General features: G+C 73.5%; 17 protein-coding genes, 1 tRNA gene and 1 pseudogene. 4 read left to right on the forward strand and 15 right to left on the reverse strand.

The window, feature by feature from the left end; genetic code table 11:
* Positions 1-121 precede the first annotated feature (121 nt).
* The 7 genes and pseudogenes from ACVMYR_RS00005 to ACVMYR_RS00035 form a co-directional block, all read right to left on the reverse strand.
* On the reverse strand, positions 122-940 hold the full coding sequence (locus ACVMYR_RS00005; RefSeq protein WP_077936058.1) for an inositol monophosphatase family protein: 819 nt from the start codon (positions 938-940) through the stop codon (positions 122-124).
* Positions 941-1,077: 137 nt separating this feature from the next.
* A complete protein-coding gene (pth, locus tag ACVMYR_RS00010; protein WP_353899487.1) occupies positions 1,078-1,668 on the reverse strand; it encodes an aminoacyl-tRNA hydrolase in 591 nt (196 codons plus the stop codon).
* 114 nt (positions 1,669-1,782) lie between these two features.
* Complete coding sequence (locus ACVMYR_RS00015; RefSeq protein WP_043961799.1) at positions 1,783-2,475, reverse strand: 50S ribosomal protein L25/general stress protein Ctc; 693 nt, start codon at positions 2,473-2,475, stop codon at positions 1,783-1,785.
* A gap of 298 nt (positions 2,476-2,773) precedes the next feature.
* Positions 2,774-3,754 (reverse strand): ribose-phosphate diphosphokinase, encoded by a 981-nt coding sequence (locus ACVMYR_RS00020; protein ID WP_077936056.1) that lies wholly within the window; start codon positions 3,752-3,754, stop codon positions 2,774-2,776.
* Positions 3,755-3,808: 54 nt separating this feature from the next.
* A pseudogene (gene glmU / locus ACVMYR_RS00025) lies at positions 3,809-5,289 on the reverse strand (bifunctional UDP-N-acetylglucosamine diphosphorylase/glucosamine-1-phosphate N-acetyltransferase GlmU).
* 170 nt (positions 5,290-5,459) lie between these two features.
* Positions 5,460-5,531, reverse strand: a tRNA-Gln gene (locus ACVMYR_RS00030).
* Between the two features lie 29 nt (positions 5,532-5,560).
* Positions 5,561-6,445 carry a helix-turn-helix domain-containing protein gene (locus ACVMYR_RS00035; protein ID WP_457120799.1) on the reverse strand — a complete coding sequence of 295 codons (885 nt, stop codon included), beginning with the start codon at positions 6,443-6,445 and terminating at the stop codon, positions 5,561-5,563.
* Positions 6,446-6,540: 95 nt separating this feature from the next.
* Between ACVMYR_RS00035 and ACVMYR_RS00040 the strand changes: the two genes are divergently transcribed.
* Positions 6,541-7,515: an acyl-CoA desaturase gene (locus ACVMYR_RS00040; protein WP_077936053.1), complete on the forward strand. Its 975-nt coding sequence runs from the start codon at positions 6,541-6,543 to the stop codon at positions 7,513-7,515.
* Positions 7,516-7,637: 122 nt separating this feature from the next.
* Positions 7,638-8,330 (forward strand): TetR/AcrR family transcriptional regulator, encoded by a 693-nt coding sequence (locus ACVMYR_RS00045; protein ID WP_077936061.1) that lies wholly within the window; start codon positions 7,638-7,640, stop codon positions 8,328-8,330.
* A 30-nt stretch (positions 8,331-8,360) separates the two neighbouring features.
* Here the strand turns inward: ACVMYR_RS00045 and ACVMYR_RS00050 are convergent, their stop codons facing one another.
* The 7 genes from ACVMYR_RS00050 to ACVMYR_RS00080 form a co-directional block, all read right to left on the reverse strand.
* Positions 8,361-8,831, reverse strand: a complete 471-nt coding sequence (locus tag ACVMYR_RS00050) for a DUF4383 domain-containing protein (protein WP_077936052.1) — start codon at positions 8,829-8,831, stop codon at positions 8,361-8,363.
* Between the two features lie 117 nt (positions 8,832-8,948).
* Positions 8,949-9,404 carry a DUF4383 domain-containing protein gene (locus tag ACVMYR_RS00055; RefSeq protein ID WP_396791424.1) on the reverse strand — a complete coding sequence of 152 codons (456 nt, stop codon included), beginning with the start codon at positions 9,402-9,404 and terminating at the stop codon, positions 8,949-8,951.
* Positions 9,405-9,499: 95 nt separating this feature from the next.
* Positions 9,500-11,311 (reverse strand): ABC-F family ATP-binding cassette domain-containing protein, encoded by a 1,812-nt coding sequence (locus ACVMYR_RS00060; protein ID WP_091283133.1) that lies wholly within the window; start codon positions 11,309-11,311, stop codon positions 9,500-9,502.
* 117 nt (positions 11,312-11,428) lie between these two features.
* Complete coding sequence (locus ACVMYR_RS00065) at positions 11,429-12,385, reverse strand: 4-(cytidine 5'-diphospho)-2-C-methyl-D-erythritol kinase (protein WP_457120800.1); 957 nt, start codon at positions 12,383-12,385, stop codon at positions 11,429-11,431.
* Positions 12,382-12,510 (reverse strand): hypothetical protein, encoded by a 129-nt coding sequence (locus ACVMYR_RS00070; RefSeq protein ID WP_255378720.1) that lies wholly within the window; start codon positions 12,508-12,510, stop codon positions 12,382-12,384. The genes ACVMYR_RS00065 and ACVMYR_RS00070 overlap by 4 nt, the downstream gene beginning before the upstream one ends.
* 9 nt (positions 12,511-12,519) lie before the next feature.
* Positions 12,520-13,392, reverse strand: a complete 873-nt coding sequence (rsmA, locus tag ACVMYR_RS00075; protein ID WP_077936059.1) for a 16S rRNA (adenine(1518)-N(6)/adenine(1519)-N(6))-dimethyltransferase RsmA — start codon at positions 13,390-13,392, stop codon at positions 12,520-12,522.
* Positions 13,389-14,303, reverse strand: coding sequence for a TatD family hydrolase (locus tag ACVMYR_RS00080; protein ID WP_396791607.1), 915 nt, complete (start codon positions 14,301-14,303; stop codon positions 13,389-13,391). The genes rsmA and ACVMYR_RS00080 overlap by 4 nt, the downstream gene beginning before the upstream one ends.
* 148 nt (positions 14,304-14,451) lie before the next feature.
* On the opposite strand from ACVMYR_RS00080, the gene ACVMYR_RS00085 reads away from it, so the two are divergent.
* Together ACVMYR_RS00085 and ACVMYR_RS00090 are read left to right on the forward strand one after the other, a co-directional pair.
* Positions 14,452-15,699, forward strand: a complete 1,248-nt coding sequence (locus ACVMYR_RS00085) for a hypothetical protein (protein ID WP_077936048.1) — start codon at positions 14,452-14,454, stop codon at positions 15,697-15,699.
* 103 nt (positions 15,700-15,802) lie between these two features.
* On the forward strand, positions 15,803-16,654 hold the full coding sequence (locus ACVMYR_RS00090) for an alpha/beta fold hydrolase (RefSeq protein ID WP_457120801.1): 852 nt from the start codon (positions 15,803-15,805) through the stop codon (positions 16,652-16,654).
* Positions 16,655-16,815: 161 nt separating this feature from the next.
* On the opposite strand, the gene metG is transcribed toward ACVMYR_RS00090, so the two are convergent.
* The gene (gene metG, locus ACVMYR_RS00095) at positions 16,816-18,618 is read right to left on the reverse strand and encodes a methionine--tRNA ligase (protein ID WP_228986395.1); all 1,803 of its coding nucleotides are present in this window, start codon (positions 18,616-18,618) and stop codon (positions 16,816-16,818) included.
* Between the last annotated feature and the right edge of the window lie 51 nt (positions 18,619-18,669).

The following is an 18,669-nucleotide window of genomic DNA, read 5'->3' on the forward strand; positions in this document are numbered from 1 at the left end:
GGGCATCGAGGTGGGAGACCTGGTACGTGGCGGGGGCGGTCATGACCCGGCCTCGATCCGCTCGGCTGCGCTCATGGATTCCAGACCTTTCCGGTCGGACACGTGAAGAAGACTGCTCAGGCTACCCGGAATGCCTCTGCAGCGCTGCAAGCAACCGGCTGGCGAGATCCTTGCGGCAGACCAGCAGATCCGGCAGGCGCGGGTCGGCCTCGTTGTATTTCAGCGCAGAACCGTCGATCCGGGAAGCATGCAGGCCGGTGGCCGTCGCCACAGCCACCGGAGCGGCCGAGTCCCACTCGTACTGGCCGCCCGCGTGGACGTACGCGTCGACCTCACCCGTCACCACAGCGGCGATCTTCGCCCCCGCCGAGCCCATCGGCACCAGATGAGCGCCCACATCGTCCGCCAGATCGGTCAGGAAAACCGGCGGACGGCTACGACTGGCCGCCAACCGGATGGTCCTTCCGCCGCCCGAGGTCGCCGCCTCCAGGGTCATCGGCGGGTACGCCGGCGGATGGTCCGTGCCCAGCACCCGGTGCTGCGCCGGCAACCCCACCGCCCCCGCCACCAGGCGGTGCGGCGTCGACGCCGTACGCGCCCACAACGCCACGTGCACCGCCCAGTCCGAACGGCCCTCCTCGGAGAACTCCCGGGTCCCGTCCAACGGGTCGACGATCCACACCCGGTCGGCGGTCAGCCGGGACACCGCCCCGGCGCTCACCTCCGCCGCCCACGCCAGCCGCGACCCCTCGTCCTCCTCCGAGAGAACCGCGTCCCCCGGCCGCCACTTCGCCAGCTCGGTGCGGATCAGGTCGTGCGAGACCTTGTCCCCGGCCGACCGCAACGCCCCCGGGTCGGCGAACCCCAGATCGGCCCGCACGCCCAGCAGCGCCTGCCCGGCCTGGGCCGCCAACCACCGGGCGAACGCGCCGTCGATCATCGGAGGACTGCCCACCACTCACTCCCGTCGCCTCGCCGCGACCCACCTCGCCGGCCACGGCCACCTGCCGGCCGTGGTCCGCCGGAAAGGCGCAGACTACCGGCCGTACGACCGCCAGCCGCGCCGCCCCGCCCGGCTCAGGCCCCGTGATAGAGGTTCTGGGTCGGCTCCACACCCCGGGTGACCACCGACTCGACCACGTCCGCCGCCCGGTCCACCAGGAACTCCAACTCCTTGCGCTCCGCCGCCGAGAAGTCCGACAGCACGTAGTCGGCCGGGTCCTGCCGCCCCGGCGGCCGGCCGATGCCGAACCGCACCCGCACGTACTCCTTCGTCCCCAGCGACTTCGACATCGAACGCAGCCCGTTGTGCCCGCCCTCGCCGCCGCCGCACTTCACCCGCAGCTGGCCGTAGCCGATGTCCAGCTCGTCGTGGACCGCGATCACCCGCCCCGGCGGCACCTTGTGGAACTGCGCCAACCCGGCCACCGGCCCCCCGGAGAGGTTCATGTACGTCAGCGGCTTCATCAGCACCAGCTTCGGCCCGCCCAACCCGAGCCGGCCCTCGGCCACCTCGGCCACCGCCCGCCGGTGCCGACCGAACTTCCCGCCCACCCGGGCGGCCAGCAGCTCGGCCACCATGAAGCCCACGTTGTGCCGGTTACCCGCGTACTCCCGGCCCGGGTTGCCCAGGCCGACCACCAGCCACGGCCCCGCCTCGTCCGTCACGCCACACCCCTCCCGCTCGCCCGCCGCACCCGGCGGCCGGCCCAGACCCGGTCCCGACACGACGACAGGCGCCCCCGGGGTCGGGGGCGCCTGTCGCACGGAAAGACTGACCGGTCAGGCCTCGGTCTTCGCCTCGGCCGGGGCCTCCTCGCCCTCGGCGGCCGGCGCCTCGGCACCCTCGGCGGCCTCCTCGCCAGCCTCGGCCTCGGCCTCCTCGGCGGGGGCCTCGACCTCGGGCAGCGTGGCCTCCAGCTGCTCGGCGGTCGGGGCGGCCGTCACGGCGGCGACCGGCAGCTCCGGGTCGGCGGCCAGCTCGACGCCCGACGGCAGCTCCACGTCGGCGGCGGTGACCTGCGTGCCGGCCTCCAGGCCCTCGATCGACGCCTCCAGGTGGTCCGGCACCTTGGTGGCGTCGGCGGTCACCGAGAGGGTGTCGTGGTCGTGCACGATCAGGGTGTCCTTCGCGGCCTCGCCGGTCAGCTGGACCGGGACCTCGACGGTGACCTTCTCGCCGCGGCGGACCAGCAGCAGGTCGACGTGCTCGAAGGTGTCCTTGATCGGGTCACGCTGGATCGCCTTCGGCAGCGCCAGCACCTGGGTGCCGTCGCTGACCTCGATCGCGAACAGCTGGTTGGCGCCGCCCTTACGGATCGCGGCGGCGAACTCACGCGCGGGCAGCGCGATGTGCTTCGGCTTCTCGGCGTGGCCGTACAGCACGGCGGGCACCATGCCGGCCCGGCGGGTACGGCGGGCACCACCCTTGCCGAACTCGGTACGGGGCTCGGCGCTGATCTTTACCTCGGACACGGGGAAACTCCTGATGCTTTTCGCTGCGGCGGCTTGTCGTCTTGCGGTGCTGGGGCGAGGGGCTCGCTGGGGCTCATGCGTCATGAACGACTGCCCGGAGCACCGCGTCGATCACGGTGCCTCCGTGCGGTGCTTTTCAGCGGCCCGCCGGGCACCCTCGCCGTGGCAACCGCAACAGTCTACCCGAGCTGAATACGCGCCCGACGGCAGTCCCCGCCCCGCGCGCTGTCAGGAGCGAAAACGCCCAACACCGCCGTGCGCCGGCCGCCGTCGCGGCGGCCGACGCACGACGATCACCTCAGCTCAGGCCACCGAAGAGGGTCGTCACCGAGCCGTCGTCGAAGACCTCCCGGATCGCCCGGGCCAGCAGCGGCGCGATCGACAGCACCGTGATCTTGTCGAGCTGCTTCTCCGGCGGCAACGGCAGCGTGTTCGTCACCACGACCTCGGTGATCGGGCTGTTCTTCAGCCGCTCGGTCGCCGGATCCGACAGCAACGCGTGGGTCGACGCCACCACGATCTCCGCCGCGCCCGACTCCCGCAGGATGTCGGCGGCCTTGGTGATCGTCCCACCGGTGTCGATCATGTCGTCGACGATCAGGCACACCCGACCCTCGACCTCACCGACCACCCGGTTCGCCACCACCTGGTTCGGCTTCAACGGATCCCGCGTCTTGTGGATGAACGCCAGCGGGCAACCGCCCAGCCGGTCGGTCCACCGCTCCGCCACCCGCACCCGGCCCGAGTCCGGCGCCACCACCGTCATCGGCCGCCCGGCGAACTTGCGCTCCACGTACTCGGCCAGCACGTCCATCGCGAACAGGTGGTCGACCGGGCCGTCGAAGAAGCCCTGGATCTGCGCGGTGTGCAGGTCCACCGTGAGGATGCGGTTCGCCCCCGCCGTCTTCAGCAGGTCCGCCACCAGCCGCGCCGAGATCGGCTCCCGGCCGCGGTGCTTCTTGTCCTGCCGCGAGTACGGGTAGAACGGCAGGACCACGGTGATCCGCTTGGCCGACCCACGCTTCAGCGCATCGACCATGATCAGGGTCTCCATGACCCAGGTGTTGACCCCGTGCGTCACGGACTGCACCACGAAGGCGTCCGAACCACGCACCGAGTCCTTGAAACGCACGAAGATCTCGCCGTTGGCGAACTCGTACGCGTCGGCGGGCGTCGGCGCGATGCCGAGGACCTCACCGATCTCCCTGGCCAAGTCCGGGAAACCACGTCCGGAGAAGAGCATCAGGCTCTTGCGGTTTTCGGCGACGATGCTGCCCATGGGCCCGTCTGCTCCCGTTGGTCGGTTTGCCCGGCTGCGGTGTGGGGCCGGGGACTATCGGTTTGCAGTATCTCCCCCGCCTGACGGCCCCCGAACCGCCTCGGCGCCCTCGTGGATTGCCTCACCTTCCCTTGCGCCCACTATGCCCCAGGCGCATCCTCCGCCGCAGCCCGCAAAGCCCGCTCCGCAGCCTCCGCCGACGCCGTGCCGGCCCGCCTCCGGGCCACCCATCCCTCGATGCTGCGCTGCGGCGCGCGGGTCACCCCGAGTGCCCCCGGCGGCACGTCCTGGCTGATCGCGCTGCCCGCCGCGACGTACGCGCCCGGCCCCACCTCCACCGGGGCGATCAGGCTCGTGTCGCAGCCGATGAAGGCCGCCTCCCCCACCGTCGTGCGGTGCTTGTTCACCCCGTCGTAGTTCACGAAGATCGTCGCCGCGCCGATGTTGGCCCGCGCCCCGATCGTCGCGTCGCCCACGTACGACAGGTGCGGCACCTTCGCGCCCGCACCCACCTCGGAGTTCTTCACCTCGACGAACGTGCCGACCTTGGCCTTCTCGGCCAACCGCGCCGCCGGCCGCAGGTACGCGTACGGCCCGACGCTGGCCCCCGCGCCGACCTCGGCGTCGACGGCGTGGCTGCGCAGCACCGTCGCACCCGGCCCGACCACCGTGTCGATCAGCGTCACGTCCGGGCCCACCACCGCCTCCGCGCCCACCACGGTCCGGCCGCGCAGCTGCGTGTTCTGGTCGATCACCGCGTCCCGGTCCACCGCGACCGTCACGTCGATCCAGGTCGTCGCCGGGTCCAGGATGCTCACCCCGGTGCGCATCCACGCCTCGTTGACCCGGTCGCGCAGCAGCCGGCGCAGCGCCGCCAACTCGACCCGGTCGTTGCAGCCCAGCGTCTCGACGTGGTCGGTGGCCACGTGCACCCCGACCGGCTCACCGGCGGAGACCAGCAGGGCGAAGACGTCCGTCAGGTACTCCTCGCCCTGGTCGTTGTCGGTGGAGAGCTTGCCCAGCGCGTCCCGCAGCCGCACCGCGTCGAACGCGTAGCTGCCGGCGTTGATCTCCCGCAGCGCCCGCTGCTCGGCGGTGGCGTCGCGCTCCTCGACGATCTGCCGCAGCCGGCCCGCCCCGTCCCGGACGATCCGCCCGAGCCCGGTGGGGTCGGGCACCTCGGCGGCGAGCACGGTCGCCGCCGCACCGGCCGCCTCGTGCGCGTCGACCAGCGCGGCGACCGTCTCGGGGCGCAGCAGCGGCACGTCTCCGTTGATCACGACCACGGTCCCCGCGGCGTCGGCGACGGCGTCGAGCGCGATCCGGACCGCGTGGCCGGTGCCGCGCTGCTCGGCCTGGAGCACCGGCACGGCCTCCGGGGCGACCTCGGCCAGGTGCGCCCGGACCCGGTCCGCCCCGTGGCCGACCACGACGACGGTACGGTCCGCCCGCAGGGGCCCGGTGGCGGTGAGCACGTGGCCGAGCAGGGTCCGGCCGAGCAGGGGATGCAGCACCTTGGGCAGCGCCGACTTCATCCGCTTGCCCTCCCCGGCGGCGAGCACGACGACGGTGCGGAGGTGGGGCTGGGACACGACGTGGCTCCCGTCGGGACGGCGACAGTCTCGCGGCCATGCTAACCACGCAAGGGCGGCGATCCGCATCCGCCTGGCGAAAGCCGGCATTCCTCCAGCACGGAGAACGCGAGCTGGGGTGCCTGGATTCGAACCAGGAGCTCAAGGCTCCAAAGGCCTGCGGGTTGCCGTTACCCCACACCCCATCGCCCGCCCAGCCTAGCGGTACGTCGATCTAGTCGGGTGTACCGCCTGCCGTCCGGAACAGCTCGGCGATCATACCCTCGATCCGCCAGTAGAGCTCGCGACTGCGCGGCACGGTGATCACCAGGCAGCCTCGGTAGTCGTCGCCCGTGTTGCGGCGGACGGTGGTCGGATTGTGGCGCTTCAGCACCGACCGGCTGAACCGACCCACCGGCAGGCCCAGCCGGTCCGCCCACCATCGGACCGCCGCGTCCGCATCGGCCGACTCGTGGATGCTGACCCGGTAGTCGGGCACCTCCCGAGCGACCCCGCACTCGTCGAGAAAGCGGAGGAACAACGCGAGCAGGCCCGGATCACTGTTGATGAACTGAAGGCGGTCCTGCGCCCGCCACGGCTTGGACTTGGCACCTTCGCACCAGTAGATGGCCGCACCGAGGAGCAGACAGTCACGCCGGTCGAGGGAACCGACCACCCGTGCGGCGGCGACCATCGTCTCCGCCCGGGCGCGCTCGCGGGCCCGCCGGTGCTCCGCCCACCGGGCTTCGGTCATCCGTTGCGAGTGGGCCCGGCGGCGCTGCGCGGTCGCGTCGTCCGGGTCGAGCGGCAGGTGCTTCACCCACTCGTACGCCGTCGACTTCGCCACCCCGAGCTGTCGCGCGATGTCGTTCACCGACTGCCCCCGGGCGCGCAGTTGCGTCGCCTCGGCCCGGAGGGCGTCCTTGGCGTTGGGCCGGCGGGTCCGCTCCGGGGCGGGCACCCCGCGCAGCAGCTCCTGGACGCGGTTGCGGCCGAGGCCGGTGCGGGCCCTGATCTCGCGCACGCTGAGCTGCTCGACGGTGCGCAGTCGACGGACCTCTGCCGCCCGGGAGTCCTCCACGAACAGCAGGTTAGGACGGACGTACGACAGCGGACGCATCCACGCCGGGAACTGTCCGGTGCTTTTGCCGACGCCCTAAGTTACGGTGACGTAGGCGTAACTTCGTGATCTCTGCCGTCCCGCTGCGAGGTGCCATGTCGACCGCTCTGACCGAGTCCCACTCCACCGGTCCGAAGCCGCTGACCCAGGGCCCGCAGTCGCGGGGCATCCTGGTCGCCCTGTGGGCGTTCGTGGTCGTCCCGTTCCTGGCCCTGGTCGCCGCGGTGCCGGTCGCCTGGGGCGGCTGGCTGGGCTGGACCGACGTGGCGGTGGCCGCGTTCTGGTACGTCGTCTCGGGGCTGGGCATCACGGTCGGCTACCACCGCTACTTCACCCACGGCTCCTTCAGGGCGCGGCCGTGGCTGCGGGTGGCGCTGGCGGTCGCGGGTTCCCTCGCGGTGCAGGGCGAGATCATCCAGTGGGTCGCCGACCACCGCCGGCACCACGCGTTCTCCGACCTCGACGGCGACCCGCACTCGCCGTGGCGGTTCGGGCAGAGCGTCCGGGGGCTGGTGAAGGGGCTGTTCCACGCGCACGTCGGCTGGCTGTTCGGCCGGGAACTGTCCAACCGGGAGCGGTTCGCCCCGGACCTGCTCGCCGACCGGGCGACGCGGAGGGTGGACCGGCTCTTCCCGGTGCTGGTGGTGGTCACGGTGCTCGGCCCGGCGCTGATGGGCGGCCTGCTCACCTGGTCGTGGCGGGGCGCCCTGACGGCGCTGTTCTGGGGTGGGCTGGTGCGGATCTCGCTGCTGCACCACGTGACCTGGTCGATCAACTCGGTCTGCCATGTCTACGGGGAGCGGCCGTTCGCGATGCGCCAGGGCGACCGGGCGACCAACTTCTGGCCGCTGGCGATCCTGTCGTTCGGCGAGAGCTGGCACAACCTGCACCATGCCGAGCCGACGAGCGCCCGCCACGGCGTGCTGCGGGGGCAGGTCGATATCTCGGCCCGGGTGATCTGGCTGTTGGAGCGGACCGGGGCCGCGTGGGCGGTGCGCTGGCCGAAGCCGGAGCGCATCGCGGCCAAGCTGGCCCACCCGGAGCCGCCGGGGCGGGGTCGGCTGCGGTAAACGGGTCGGTCGGGCCGGCCGCCACCTGGCAGGATGGCCGGATGACCGACGACGGCGGCGCGACCAACGACGGCGGCAGCATCCCACGACAGGGCGTCACGGCGCGCCGGCGAGGTGACGGCATGGCAGATGGTCCGGTCGGCGGAGGCGGGACGGGCGGCGGGCGGCGGCGCGCGGTGCCGGCGGCGGGCAAGCCGCCGTCGCGGGTGCGGATGTCGGCGGCCCAGCGGCGCGAGCAGTTGATCTCGATCGGTCGGCAGTTGTTCGCCGAGCGGGGCTTCGACGCGACCTCTATCGAGGAGGTGGCGGCCCGGGCGAAGGTCTCCAAGCCGGTGGTCTACGAGCACTTCGGCGGTAAGGAGGGGCTCTACGCGGTGGTGGTGGACCGGGAGGTCCGGGCCCTGCTGGACCGGATCACCACGGCGTTGACGGCCGGTCACCCCCGGGAGTTGCTGGAGCAGGCGGCGCTGACCCTGCTGGGTTACATCGAGGAGGAGACCAGCGGTTTCCGGGTGCTGGTCCGGGAATCGCCGCTGATGTCGGCGACGGGCAACTTCAGCAGCGTGATGAACGACGTCGCGCACCAGGTCGAGCACATTCTCGGGGCCGAGTTCAAGACCCGGGGGTACGACCCGAAGCTGGCCGAGCTCTACTCGCAGGCGCTGGTGGGGATGGTGGCGTTGACGGGGCGCTGGTGGCTGGAGGTGCGCAAGCCGCGTAAGGAGACGGTGGCGGCGCACCTGGTCAACCTGGCCTGGAACGGGTTGTCGCACCTGGAGGCGAAGCCGACGCTGATCACGTCCCGGGGCCGCTGACGGCGCGGTCGGTCGGCGGCGGGTCGGCGGTCAGCGGGTGCCGGGGACGGGGTCGCGGCGGCGCCGGTCCTCGGCCTCGGCGTGGTCGGCCGGCCCGACCTTGTCGTAGAGGCCGGTGGCGAGCAGCACCAGCCCGAACAGCAGCGACACGATGACGGTGGACATCGAGAAGTTGAGGAAGTTCGCGGGGGTCTGCAGGACGGCCATCATCAGGGTGCCGGTGACGAGGAAGACCACGCCGGCGGTGAGGTTCATGTAGTGGCCGAGGTTGGTGCGCCGGGACGCCCCGATCAGCAGCACGATGCCGAAGGCCACCGAGACGAGCGAGAACGCCAGGTTGGTGCGGAGCCCGAGGGCCCAGTGGCTGCCCCGGTCGAAGAGCCCTTCGCCCCAGGTCTCGGCGGTGCCCCACACGCCGAAGAGCAGGATGTAGAGCCCGACGAGCCCGGCGAGGACGCGGTAGAGCGGCCGGGCCGGGTGGTTGACCGGAAAGTGCGCCATGACCCCTCCGTCCGATTGACACCAGTCGGAAGGATTGTCACCCCGCCGGCCGTCGGACGCGGGCCGAACCGCCGCAGCGGGGGCCGGCGCGTGCCGACCCCCGCTGCGGTGTGCGGGCTACAGGACGAGCCGGGCCTTCTGCCAGGCCTCGTTCTCCTCGTCCGTGCCGACCTTGCCGTACATGCCGGCCATCAGCAGGACCATGGAGAGGGTCAGCACCACGATGTCGGTGGTGATGGTGAAGTTGAAGATGTTGGCGTCGGTCTGGAGGAAGGCCAGCGCGGCGAGGCCGAGGACCATGAGGGCGTACGCCAGCCACTGGTTGATCGCGACGTCGAGGTTGCGGCCGATCACGGTGCCGGCGACGATCGCGATGCCGAGCACGATGCTCAGCAGCGAGAAGCCGAGGTTGGTGCCCTGCCCGAGCACCTTGGTGTCGTCCTGGGCGAGGAAGTCGTTGCCGGCGCTGGCGACGAGGCCGAGCACGCCGAAGACCAGGAAGTACAGACCAACGAGCCCGCCGATCGCCCGGTAGATCGGCCGCGCGGGGTGGTTGACGGGGGTGTGGGCCATGTCTGAGTCTCCAAGACCGTGCGGGTGAGGGGTCGCCTGCGATTGTCCCGCACGGCGGGCTGTGACGCCGCACACCCCCCGCCCGGTTGCCCTGGTCAGCTGCCGGGCACCTGCTCGGCGAGGGCCAGCCAGCTCTCCTCGACCTGCTCCCGTTCGGCCCGGACGTCCTTGAGCTGGGCGTCCAGCTCGGCGACCTTGGCGTAGTCGGTGGCGTTGGCGGCGAGCTGGTCGAGGAGGGTGACCTCCCGCTGGTCCAGCTTGGCGATCTGGCGTTCGAGCCGGGTGAGTTCCTTCTTGGCCTGCCGGGCCTCGGCGGCGGACATGCCGCCCGTGGCGGCGGCGGGCGTGCCGTCGGCGGTGGGCCCGGTGGGGGCGGCCGGGGCGGCGGGCTGCCGGTCGGCGGCGCGGGCCAGGTATTCGTCGACGCCGCCGGGCAGGTGCACGAGGCGGCCGTCGCCGAACATCCCGTACGCGACGTCGGTGACCCGTTCGATGAGGTACCGGTCGTGGCTGGCCACGATGATCGTGCCGGGCCAGGAGTCGAGGAGGTCCTCCAGCGCGGCGAGGGTGTCGGTGTCCAGGTCGTTGGTGGGCTCGTCGAACAGCAGCACGTTGGGCTCGGCGGCGAGCAGCCGGAGCATCTGCAGGCGGCGGCGTTCCCCGCCGGAGAGGTCGCCGACGGGCGTCCAGAGCCGGCGGTCGTCGAAGCCGAAGACCTCGGCGAGCTGGGCGGCGGAGACCTCCCGGTCGCCGAGCTGCACCCGGCGGGCGACCTCCTCGACGGCTTCGAGGACGCGCAGGTGGCCGGGGAGTTCGGCCAGCTCCTGGGAGAGGAAGGCCGGCTTGACCGTGGAGCCGGTGTGGAAGCGTCCGCCGTCGGGGCGGGTGATGCCGGCGAGCAGCCGCAGCAGGGTGGTCTTGCCTGCGCCGTTGCGGCCGAGGATGGCGATCCGGTCGCCGGGGCCGACCTGCCAGGTGGTGTCGTGCAGGATCTCCTTGGGGCCGGCGTGCAGCCGGACGTGCTCCAGGTCGTACACCTGCTTGCCGAGGCGGGCGGTGGCGAGCCGTTGCAGCGACATGGTGTCGCGCGGCGGCGGCACGTCGTCGATGAGCGCGTTGGCGGCGTCGATGCGGAACTTCGGCTTGGAGGTGCGGGCGGGCGGGCCGCGCCGCAGCCAGGCGATCTCCTTGCGGAGGAGGTTCTGCCGGCGGGCCTCGGTGGCGGCGGCGACGCGTTCGCGTTCGGCGCGGGCGAGGGTCCAGGCGGCGAAGCCGCCCTCGTAGGCCCGGACGGTCTGGTCGGCGACCTCCCAGGTGGTGGTGCAGACGGCGTCGAGGAACCACCGGTCGTGGGTGACCACGACGAGCGCGCCGCGCCGGCCGACGAGGTGCTTCGCGAGCCAGTCGACGCCGCCGACGTCGAGGTGGTTGGTGGGCTCGTCGAGGATGAGCAGGTCGGACTCGCGGACCAGCAGGGCGGCCAGGGCGACGCGGCGGCGCTCGCCGCCGGACATGGGGCCGACGGGCTGGTCGAGGCCGAGGTGGGGCATGCCGAGGCCGTCGAGGATGGCGCGGACGCCGGCGTCGCCGGCCCACTCGTGTTCGGCGCCCATGCTCTGGTCGAGCCAGGCGGTGCCGAGGACCACGTCCCGGACGGTGGCCTCGGGGGCGAGGGCGAGGGCCTGCGGCAGCCACAGGACGCGCAGGTCGCGGCGGTGGGTGACGCGGCCGTCGTCGGGGTCCTCCTGCTTGGTGAGCATCCGCAGCAGGGTGGACTTGCCGGCGCCGTTGAGGCCGACGACGCCGATCCGGTCGGCGTCGTCGAGGCCGAGCGAGACGTCGGTGAGCAGCGGCCCGGCGGCGCCGTACCCCTTGGACACCCGGTCCAGGTTGACGATGTTGGCCACTGGCCCACCTTCCATGATCAAGGCGTCCCGGTGCCGGCGGGCACCTGGGGACGCCTGGCTCCCAGGGTACGCGGACGCGCCCGGCCCGCCCCGGGGGGCGGGTCGGGCGCGGGTGGGTCAGCCGATCCGGGCGCCGGCCACCGGGCCGTGGGCGGTGCGCGCCTCGCGGCACACCCCGGCCGCCTCCAGCTCGGCGGCGATCCGCTCGGCGTCGCCGGCGTCGGCGGCGAGGAAGACGCAGGTGGGCCCGGAGCCGGAGACGATGCCGGCGAGCGCCCCGGCGGCCTCGCCGGCCTTGAGGGTGGCGGCCAGCGACGGGCGCATGGCCAGCGCGGCGGCCTGGAGGTCGTTGCCGAGGGTGGCGGCGAGCACCCGGGGGTCGCGTTGGCGCAGCGCGGCGAGGAGCCCGTCGGTGCTGCCCAGCGCCGGCCCGGCGGCGCCGGCGGCGCGGAGCCGGTCGAGTTCGGCGTACGCGGCGGGGGTGGAGAGGCCGCCGTCGGCGATGGCGACCACCCAGTGCCAGGAGGTGGGGCGGGCCAGCACGGGGCTGACGGCCTCGCCCCGGCCGGTGCCCAGCGCGGTGCCGCCGTGGATCAGGAACGGCACGTCGGAGCCGAGGTCGGCGGCGATCCCGGCCAGCTCGTCGCGGGACAGGCCGGTGCCCCAGAGCGCGTCGCAGGCGACGAGGGCCGCCGCCGCGTCGGCGCTGCCGCCGGCCAGGCCCCCGGCGAGCGGGATCTGCTTGCGCAGGTGCAGCCGGGCGTGCGGCATGACGCCCGCGTAGCCGGCGAGGGCGTGGGCGGCCCGGATCACCAGGTTGGTGTCGTCGAGGGCCAGCTCGCCGGTGCCCTCCCCCTCCATGGTCAGGGTGAGGGTGTCGCCGCGGCGGGCGGTCAGCTCGTCGTGGATGGAGATCGCGTGGTAGACCGTGTTCAGCTCGTGGTAGCCGTCGCGGCGCAGCGGGCCCACCCCGAGGTGCAGGTTGACCTTGGCGGGGACCCGCACCCGGACGGGGCCGGCGGCCCCGCGTCGCTGCTGGTCGTCATCGTCGTCCGGTCGCCATGCCTCGGTCACGGGACGATGCCCCGCAGGCGCAGGCGGATGTCGAACGGCTCGGTCACGATCAGCTCCTCGGCGGGGTCGGTGGCCGGCGCGGAACGGCCGTCAACCAGGTCGTACGCGTTGCGGGGTCCGGGCACCGCGCCAGCCTACTGCGCGGCCGGCGTGCCGGTCGGAGCCGACGCGGCGACGGCGGCGAACTGCTCGACGGTGAGTGACTCCCCGCGTGCGCCGGGGTCCACCCCGGCGGCGGTGAGGGCGGCGGCGGCCCGGTCGGGGCCGCCGGCCCACCCGGCGAGGGCGGCCCGCAGGGTCTTGCGGCGCTGGGCGAACGCGGCGTCGACGACGGCGAAGACCCGTTCCCGGGGCACCTCGGGGCGGGGCGGCTCGCGGCGGGTGAAGGCGACCAGTCCGGAGTCGACGTTGGGCACCGGCCAGAACACGTTCGGCGGGACCCGGCCGGCGGCGCGGGCGTGCGCGTGCCAGGCGAGCTTGACCGACGGGATGCCGTACACCTTGGAGCCGGGGCCGGCGACGAGCCGGTCGGCGACCTCCTTCTGCACCATCACCAGGCCGTGGCGGAGGCTGGGCAGCGCGGCGAGCAGGTGCAGCACCACGGGCACGGCCACGTTGTACGGCAGGTTCGCCACCAGGGCGGTCGGCGCGGGGTCGGCCAGTTCGGCGGCGGTGACGCGCAGCGCGTCGGCGCGGTGCACGGTGAGCCGGTCGGCGTACGGGCCGGCATGGTGGGCGGCGGTCTGCGGCAGCGCGGCGGCCAGCGTCGGGTCGATCTCGACGGCGTGGGTGTGCGCGGCGACGGGGAGCAGGGCGAGAGTGAGCGAGCCGAGGCCGGGGCCGACCTCCAGGGCGACGTCGTCGGCGGTGAGCGCGGCGGCGGCGACGATGCGGCGCACGGTGTTGGGGTCGTGCACGAAGTTCTGGCCGAGCTTCTTGGTGGGGCTGACGCCGAGGCGGGCGGCGAGGTCCCGGATCTCCGCCGGGCCGAGCAGGCCGGGGGTCACCACGGGCCGAAGGCGCGTTCGCCGTTGGCCGACAGGGCGGCGCAGAGCGCGTCGAGGTCCGCGCCGGTGGTCGCGGCCAGCGCGCGGACGGTGAGCGGGATCAGGTACGACGCGTTCGGCCGCCCCCGGTGCGGGGTGGGGGTGAGGTACGGGGCGTCGGTCTCCACGAGGAGCTGGTCGAGCGGGGTGAGCGCGGCGGCCTCGCGCAGCGCGGTGGCGCTGGCGAAGGTGACGGTGCCGGCGAAGCTGAGCAGGTAGCCCCGGCGGACGCACTCGCGGGCGAAGTCGGCGTCGCCGGAGAAGCAGTGCAGGACGACGGTGTCCGGGGCGCCCTCGTCGTCGAGGACGCGCAGCACGTCGGCGTGGGCGTCCCGGTCGTGGATGACGAGGGCCTTGCCGTGCCGCTTGGCGATGCCGATGTGGGCGCGGAAGCTCTCCTCCTGCGCGGCGCGGCCCTCGTCGCCGGTGCGGAAGAAGTCCATTCCGGTCTCGCCGATGCCGTGCACCCGGTCGCGGGCGGCGAGGGCCTCGATGGCGCGCAGCGCCTCGTCGAGGTCGGCGAGGCGGGGCGCCTCGTTGGGGTGCAGCGCGACGGTGGCGAGCACCGCCGGGTAGCGGTCGGCGGCGTCGGCGCTCCACGCCGAGGACGCGACGTCGACGCCGACCTGGACGAGCCGGTCCACGCCGGCCTCGGCGGCCACCGCGACGGCCGCCGCGACCGGGTCGTCGGCGGTGGCGTTGCCGCCAGCCCCGCCGGCCGGCACGCCGGCCTCGGTGACGGTGATGTCCAGGTGGGTGTGGCTGTCCGGCACGGGGCCGGGCAGCGGCTCGGGCGCGGGCGGGAACTCGCCGGCACGGCGGGCGGCCCGCTGCCGGCGGGGTTCGGTCGACTCGGTCATCGCCGCCAGCATCACACACCGCCGGTCGGCCCGGTCCGCCACCCGGCCCCTTCCCGGGTGTCCCGGCGGTCGGGTGGGGAGCGCGCCGACCAGGCACCGGTCATCGGGCCGTCACCGGCCGTTCACCCGCCCGGAACGCGGCGGGCCTAGCGTCGCCGGGGTGAGCGTCTCCCCCCAGGCCCGCGGCGCCGCCGAAGCGCGGGCGGGGCTGCGCGTCACGTGCGGCGGGGTCGCCTATCCGGCGGAGGCGATCGCCCGGGGCGCGGCGTACGAGTTGTTCAGCGCCGAGGAGGCACCCGGCTTCGAGTGGTCGCCCCGGGCGGGGGCACCGCTGCCCTGGCGGCGGTTCGCCCACGCCAGCGAGGTCGACGCGGTGCACGGCGCGGCCGAGCCGACCGAGGAACCGGACACCCCGCTGATGGTGCCGCTGCACCGCGAACGGGGCTGGTCGCAGGTGCAGCGGCTCAGCCAGCAGCCGGCCTCGGCCGGCGATCCGACGCTGGTGGCGGTGCGGGCGTCCGCGGTGGTCCGGCGGGGCACCCGGATGGTCAAGGTGCTCTCCGCGCGGCAGCTCGCCGGGTACGCCCGGGGTTGGCTACCGCACGGCTTCTGCCACCGCGAGCACGACGTGGCGCATCTGCGTACCCCGGGGGCCCTGGCGGTGCTGCGCACCGACTCGCCGGGCGGCCGCGACGACCTGGAGGTGGCGTACGCGCTGCGCTGGCGGGCGGCGGACCCGGCCGACTACGTGCGGCCGGTCGGCGCGGAGCACCGGGGGTTGACGGCGCTGCCGCCCCGGGACCGGCTCGGCCCGCCGGTGCTGGGCACCGGGTTCGTGCCGAGCGAGGCGCAGCTGGTCCCGGAGTTCGTCACGCGGGACTTCGCCGACCTGCCGATGCCGGCCAACGCCACCCTGCTGGCCTACCCGGCGTCGGGCGAGGAGGTGGTGCTCTACAGCTACCAGGCCGAGCAGCGGGGCTGGCTGCGGATGGTCGGCCCGCAGTGGCGGCACCTGCTGGCCGGGGTGCCGGACCTCTCCCCCGACCAGGAGTGGCTGCCGACCGGGGAGGCGGCCCGGTCGACGCAGCTCGTCGGCGGGTACGCCGGCGCCGCGTACGAGGCGGTCGCCGACCTGCCCGGCGGATTCCGGGTGCTGGCGATGACCCGGGCCGCGCGGTACCCGGTGGAGGCGGTGGCCCGCCGGTTGCGGCACGCCGCCTGGCGGGGCGTGCCCTGGCTCGTCCTGCGGGAGGAGGCGGGCTGGCTGCGGCTGCGGCTGGTCCGGCCCGATCCGGACGCGGTGGCCGCGACCGGGGCGCAGTGCCAGGAACGGGGCGTCTACGAGGTGTGGGCCCCGGCGGCCGAGGTGACCGACGACCGGATGGTCGACGTGTCCTATCCGCTCTGACCGGAGCGGCCCCGGCGGCGCGGTCCCGGCGGGGCCGCATATCGGGGGGCGGGTCGGGAATGCGCGGGGCGTCCGACGACCCGACCCCGCACCGGGAGACGAGATGCCCTTCATGACCGTCGGCGCGGAGAACACCGCGCCCATCGACCTGTACTACGAGGACCACGGCGCCGGCCAGCCGGTCGTGCTGATCCACGGCTTCCCGTTCAACGGGGCGACGTGGGAGAAGCAGACCAACGCGCTGCTCGCCGCCGGCTACCGGACCATCACGTACGACCGGCGGGGCTTCGGCAACTCCAGCCAGCCGGCCGCCGGCTACGACTACGACACGTTCGCGGCCGACCTGGACGTGCTGATGACCGAGCTGGACCTGCGCAACGCGATCCTGATCGGGCACTCGATGGGCACCGGTGAGGTCACCCGCTACCTGGGCACGTACGGGTCGAACCGGGTGGACCGGGCGGTGCTGCTCTCCCCGCTCGCGCCGTTCCTGCTGAAGACCCCGGACAACCCGGAGGGGCTGGACCGGGGCCCGTTCGAGGGCTTCAAGCAGGCGATCCTCGCCGACCGGTTCGCGTTCCTCACCAGCTTCTGCGACAACTTCTTCAACTACGCGGACAACAAGGGCAGGCTGGTCAGCGAGGAGGCGTACCGGGCGCACTGGGACATCGGCGCGCGGGCCTCGGCCATCGGCACGTACCAGAGCGTGGACGCCTGGCTGACCGACTTCCGGCCCGACGTGCCCCGGATCGACGTGCCGGTGCTGATCGTGCAGGGCGACCAGGACCGGGTCCTGCCGTACGGAGTGACCGGCCAGCGGTTGCAGCCGATGCTGCCCGACGGCCGGCTGGTGACGCTGAAGGGCGCGCCGCACGGCATCCCGTGGACGAACGCCGACGAGGTGAACCGGGCGATCCTGGAGTTCGTGGTGGCCCCGGCGATGGCACGGCGCTGAGCCCTTCCGCACGCCGAGCTTCCGCACGACGAGCCTTCCGCACGACGATGTCGGCGACATGGCGGTGTCCCGAGTGCCGGGATGCCGCCATGTCGCCGTCATCGCGGGCCTTCGTGGTGGGCCGGCGGGGCGGGCCCTTCGTCGGGGGCCGGCGGGGCGGGTCAGCCGGCGAGCCGGGCCAGCTCCTCCTCGACGATCGACGGGTCGAGCTTGCGGAACACCGGCTTCGGCGCCGCGAGCGGCCGGCCCGCCTCCAGCGGCACCGACTCCCAGCGTGCCCCGACCGTGTAGTCGCCGGTCAGCACCGGGTACGCGGGCCCGCCGTCGAGGTCGTCGACCTCCTCCAGCACGGGCATCGGGGCGTGCACGCCGGTGCCGCCGAGCAGCTCGTGGATCTGCTGCGCGGAGTGCGGCAGGAACGGCGTGAGCAGGGTGTTGGCGTCGCTGACCACCTGGAGGGCGACGTGCAGGATGGTGCCCATCCGGGGTTTGTCGGCCTCGGCCTTGAGCTTCCAGGGGGCCTGCTCCGACAGGTACTTGTTGGCCTCGGCGACGACCCGCATCGCCTCGCCGATGGCCTGCTTCTGACGGTGCCGGCCGATCAGGTCGCCGACGGTGTCGAAGCCGGCGCGGGCGGTGGCCAGCAGCGCCTCGTCGGCCTCCGTGAGCCCGGCGGGGTCGACCGGCGGGATCGCGCCGAAGTTCTTCGCCGCCATCGACACCGACCGGTTGACCAGGTTGCCCCAGCCGGCGACCAGCTCGTCGTTGTTGCGGCGGAGGAACTCGGCCCAGGTGAAGTCGGTGTCGTTGCTCTCCGGCCCGGCGACCGCGATGAAGTAGCGCAGCGCGTCCGCGTCGTAGCGTTCGAGGAAGTCCCGCACGTAGATGACGACCTTGCGGGACGAGGAGAACTTGCGGCCCTCCATCGTGAGGTATTCGCTGGAGACGACCTCGGTGGGCAGGTTGAGCCGGCCCAGCGCGCCGGGCTCGCCGTCGTGGTCGCCCGCGCCGGAGTAGCCGCCGAGCAGCGCCGGCCAGATCACCGAGTGGAAGACGATGTTGTCCTTGCCCATGAAGTAGTAGCTGCGGGCGTCCCTGCCCTCGGCGTCGGAGGACCACCACCTGCGCCACGCCTCCGGGTCGCCGGTGCGGCGGGCCCACTCGATGGACGCCGACAGGTAGCCGATGACCGCGTCGAACCAGACGTAGATCCGCTTGTCCGGGCGGTCGCGCCAGTCGTCGAGGGGGATCGGCACGCCCCACTCCAGGTCCCGGGTGATGGCCCGGGGCTGGAGGTCGTCGAGGAGGTTCCGCGAGAACCGCAGCACGTTGGGCCGCCAGCCCTCGCGGCCGTCCAGCCATTGCCGCAGGGCGTCGGCGAGGGCGGGCAGGTCGAGGAAGAAGTGCTCGGTCTCGACGAACTCCGGCGTCTCGCCGTTGATCTTGGACTTGGGGTTGATCAGGTCGACCGGGTCGAGCTGGTTGCCGCAGTTGTCGCACTGGTCGCCACGGGCGCTGTCGTACCCGCAGATCGGGCAGGTGCCCTCGATGTACCGGTCGGGCAGGGTCCGGCCCGTCGACGGCGAGATCGCGCCGGTGGTGACCCGGGGCACGATGTAGCCGTTGCGGTGCAGCCCGGCGAACAGCTCCTGCACCACCGCGTAGTGGTTGCGGGTGGTGGTGCGGGTGAACAGGTCGTACGACAGCCCCAGCGCCCGCAGGTCCTCGGCGATCACCCGGTTGTAGCGGTCGGCCAGCTCGCGGGGGGTGACCCCCTCGGCGTCGGCCTGCACCTGGATCGGGGTGCCGTGCTCGTCGGTGCCCGAGACCATGAGCACGTCGTGGCCGGCCATCCGCATGTACCGGGCGAAGACGTCGGAGGGAACGCCGAAACCGGAGACGTGGCCGATGTGGCGCGGGCCGTTGGCGTACGGCCAGGCTACCGCCGCGAGAACGTGACTCATGACCAGCAAGCCTAGTGACCGGCGCGGGGCCACCGCGAACCAATAGGCCGG

The organism is Micromonospora sp. PTRAS2, from assembly GCF_054052245.1.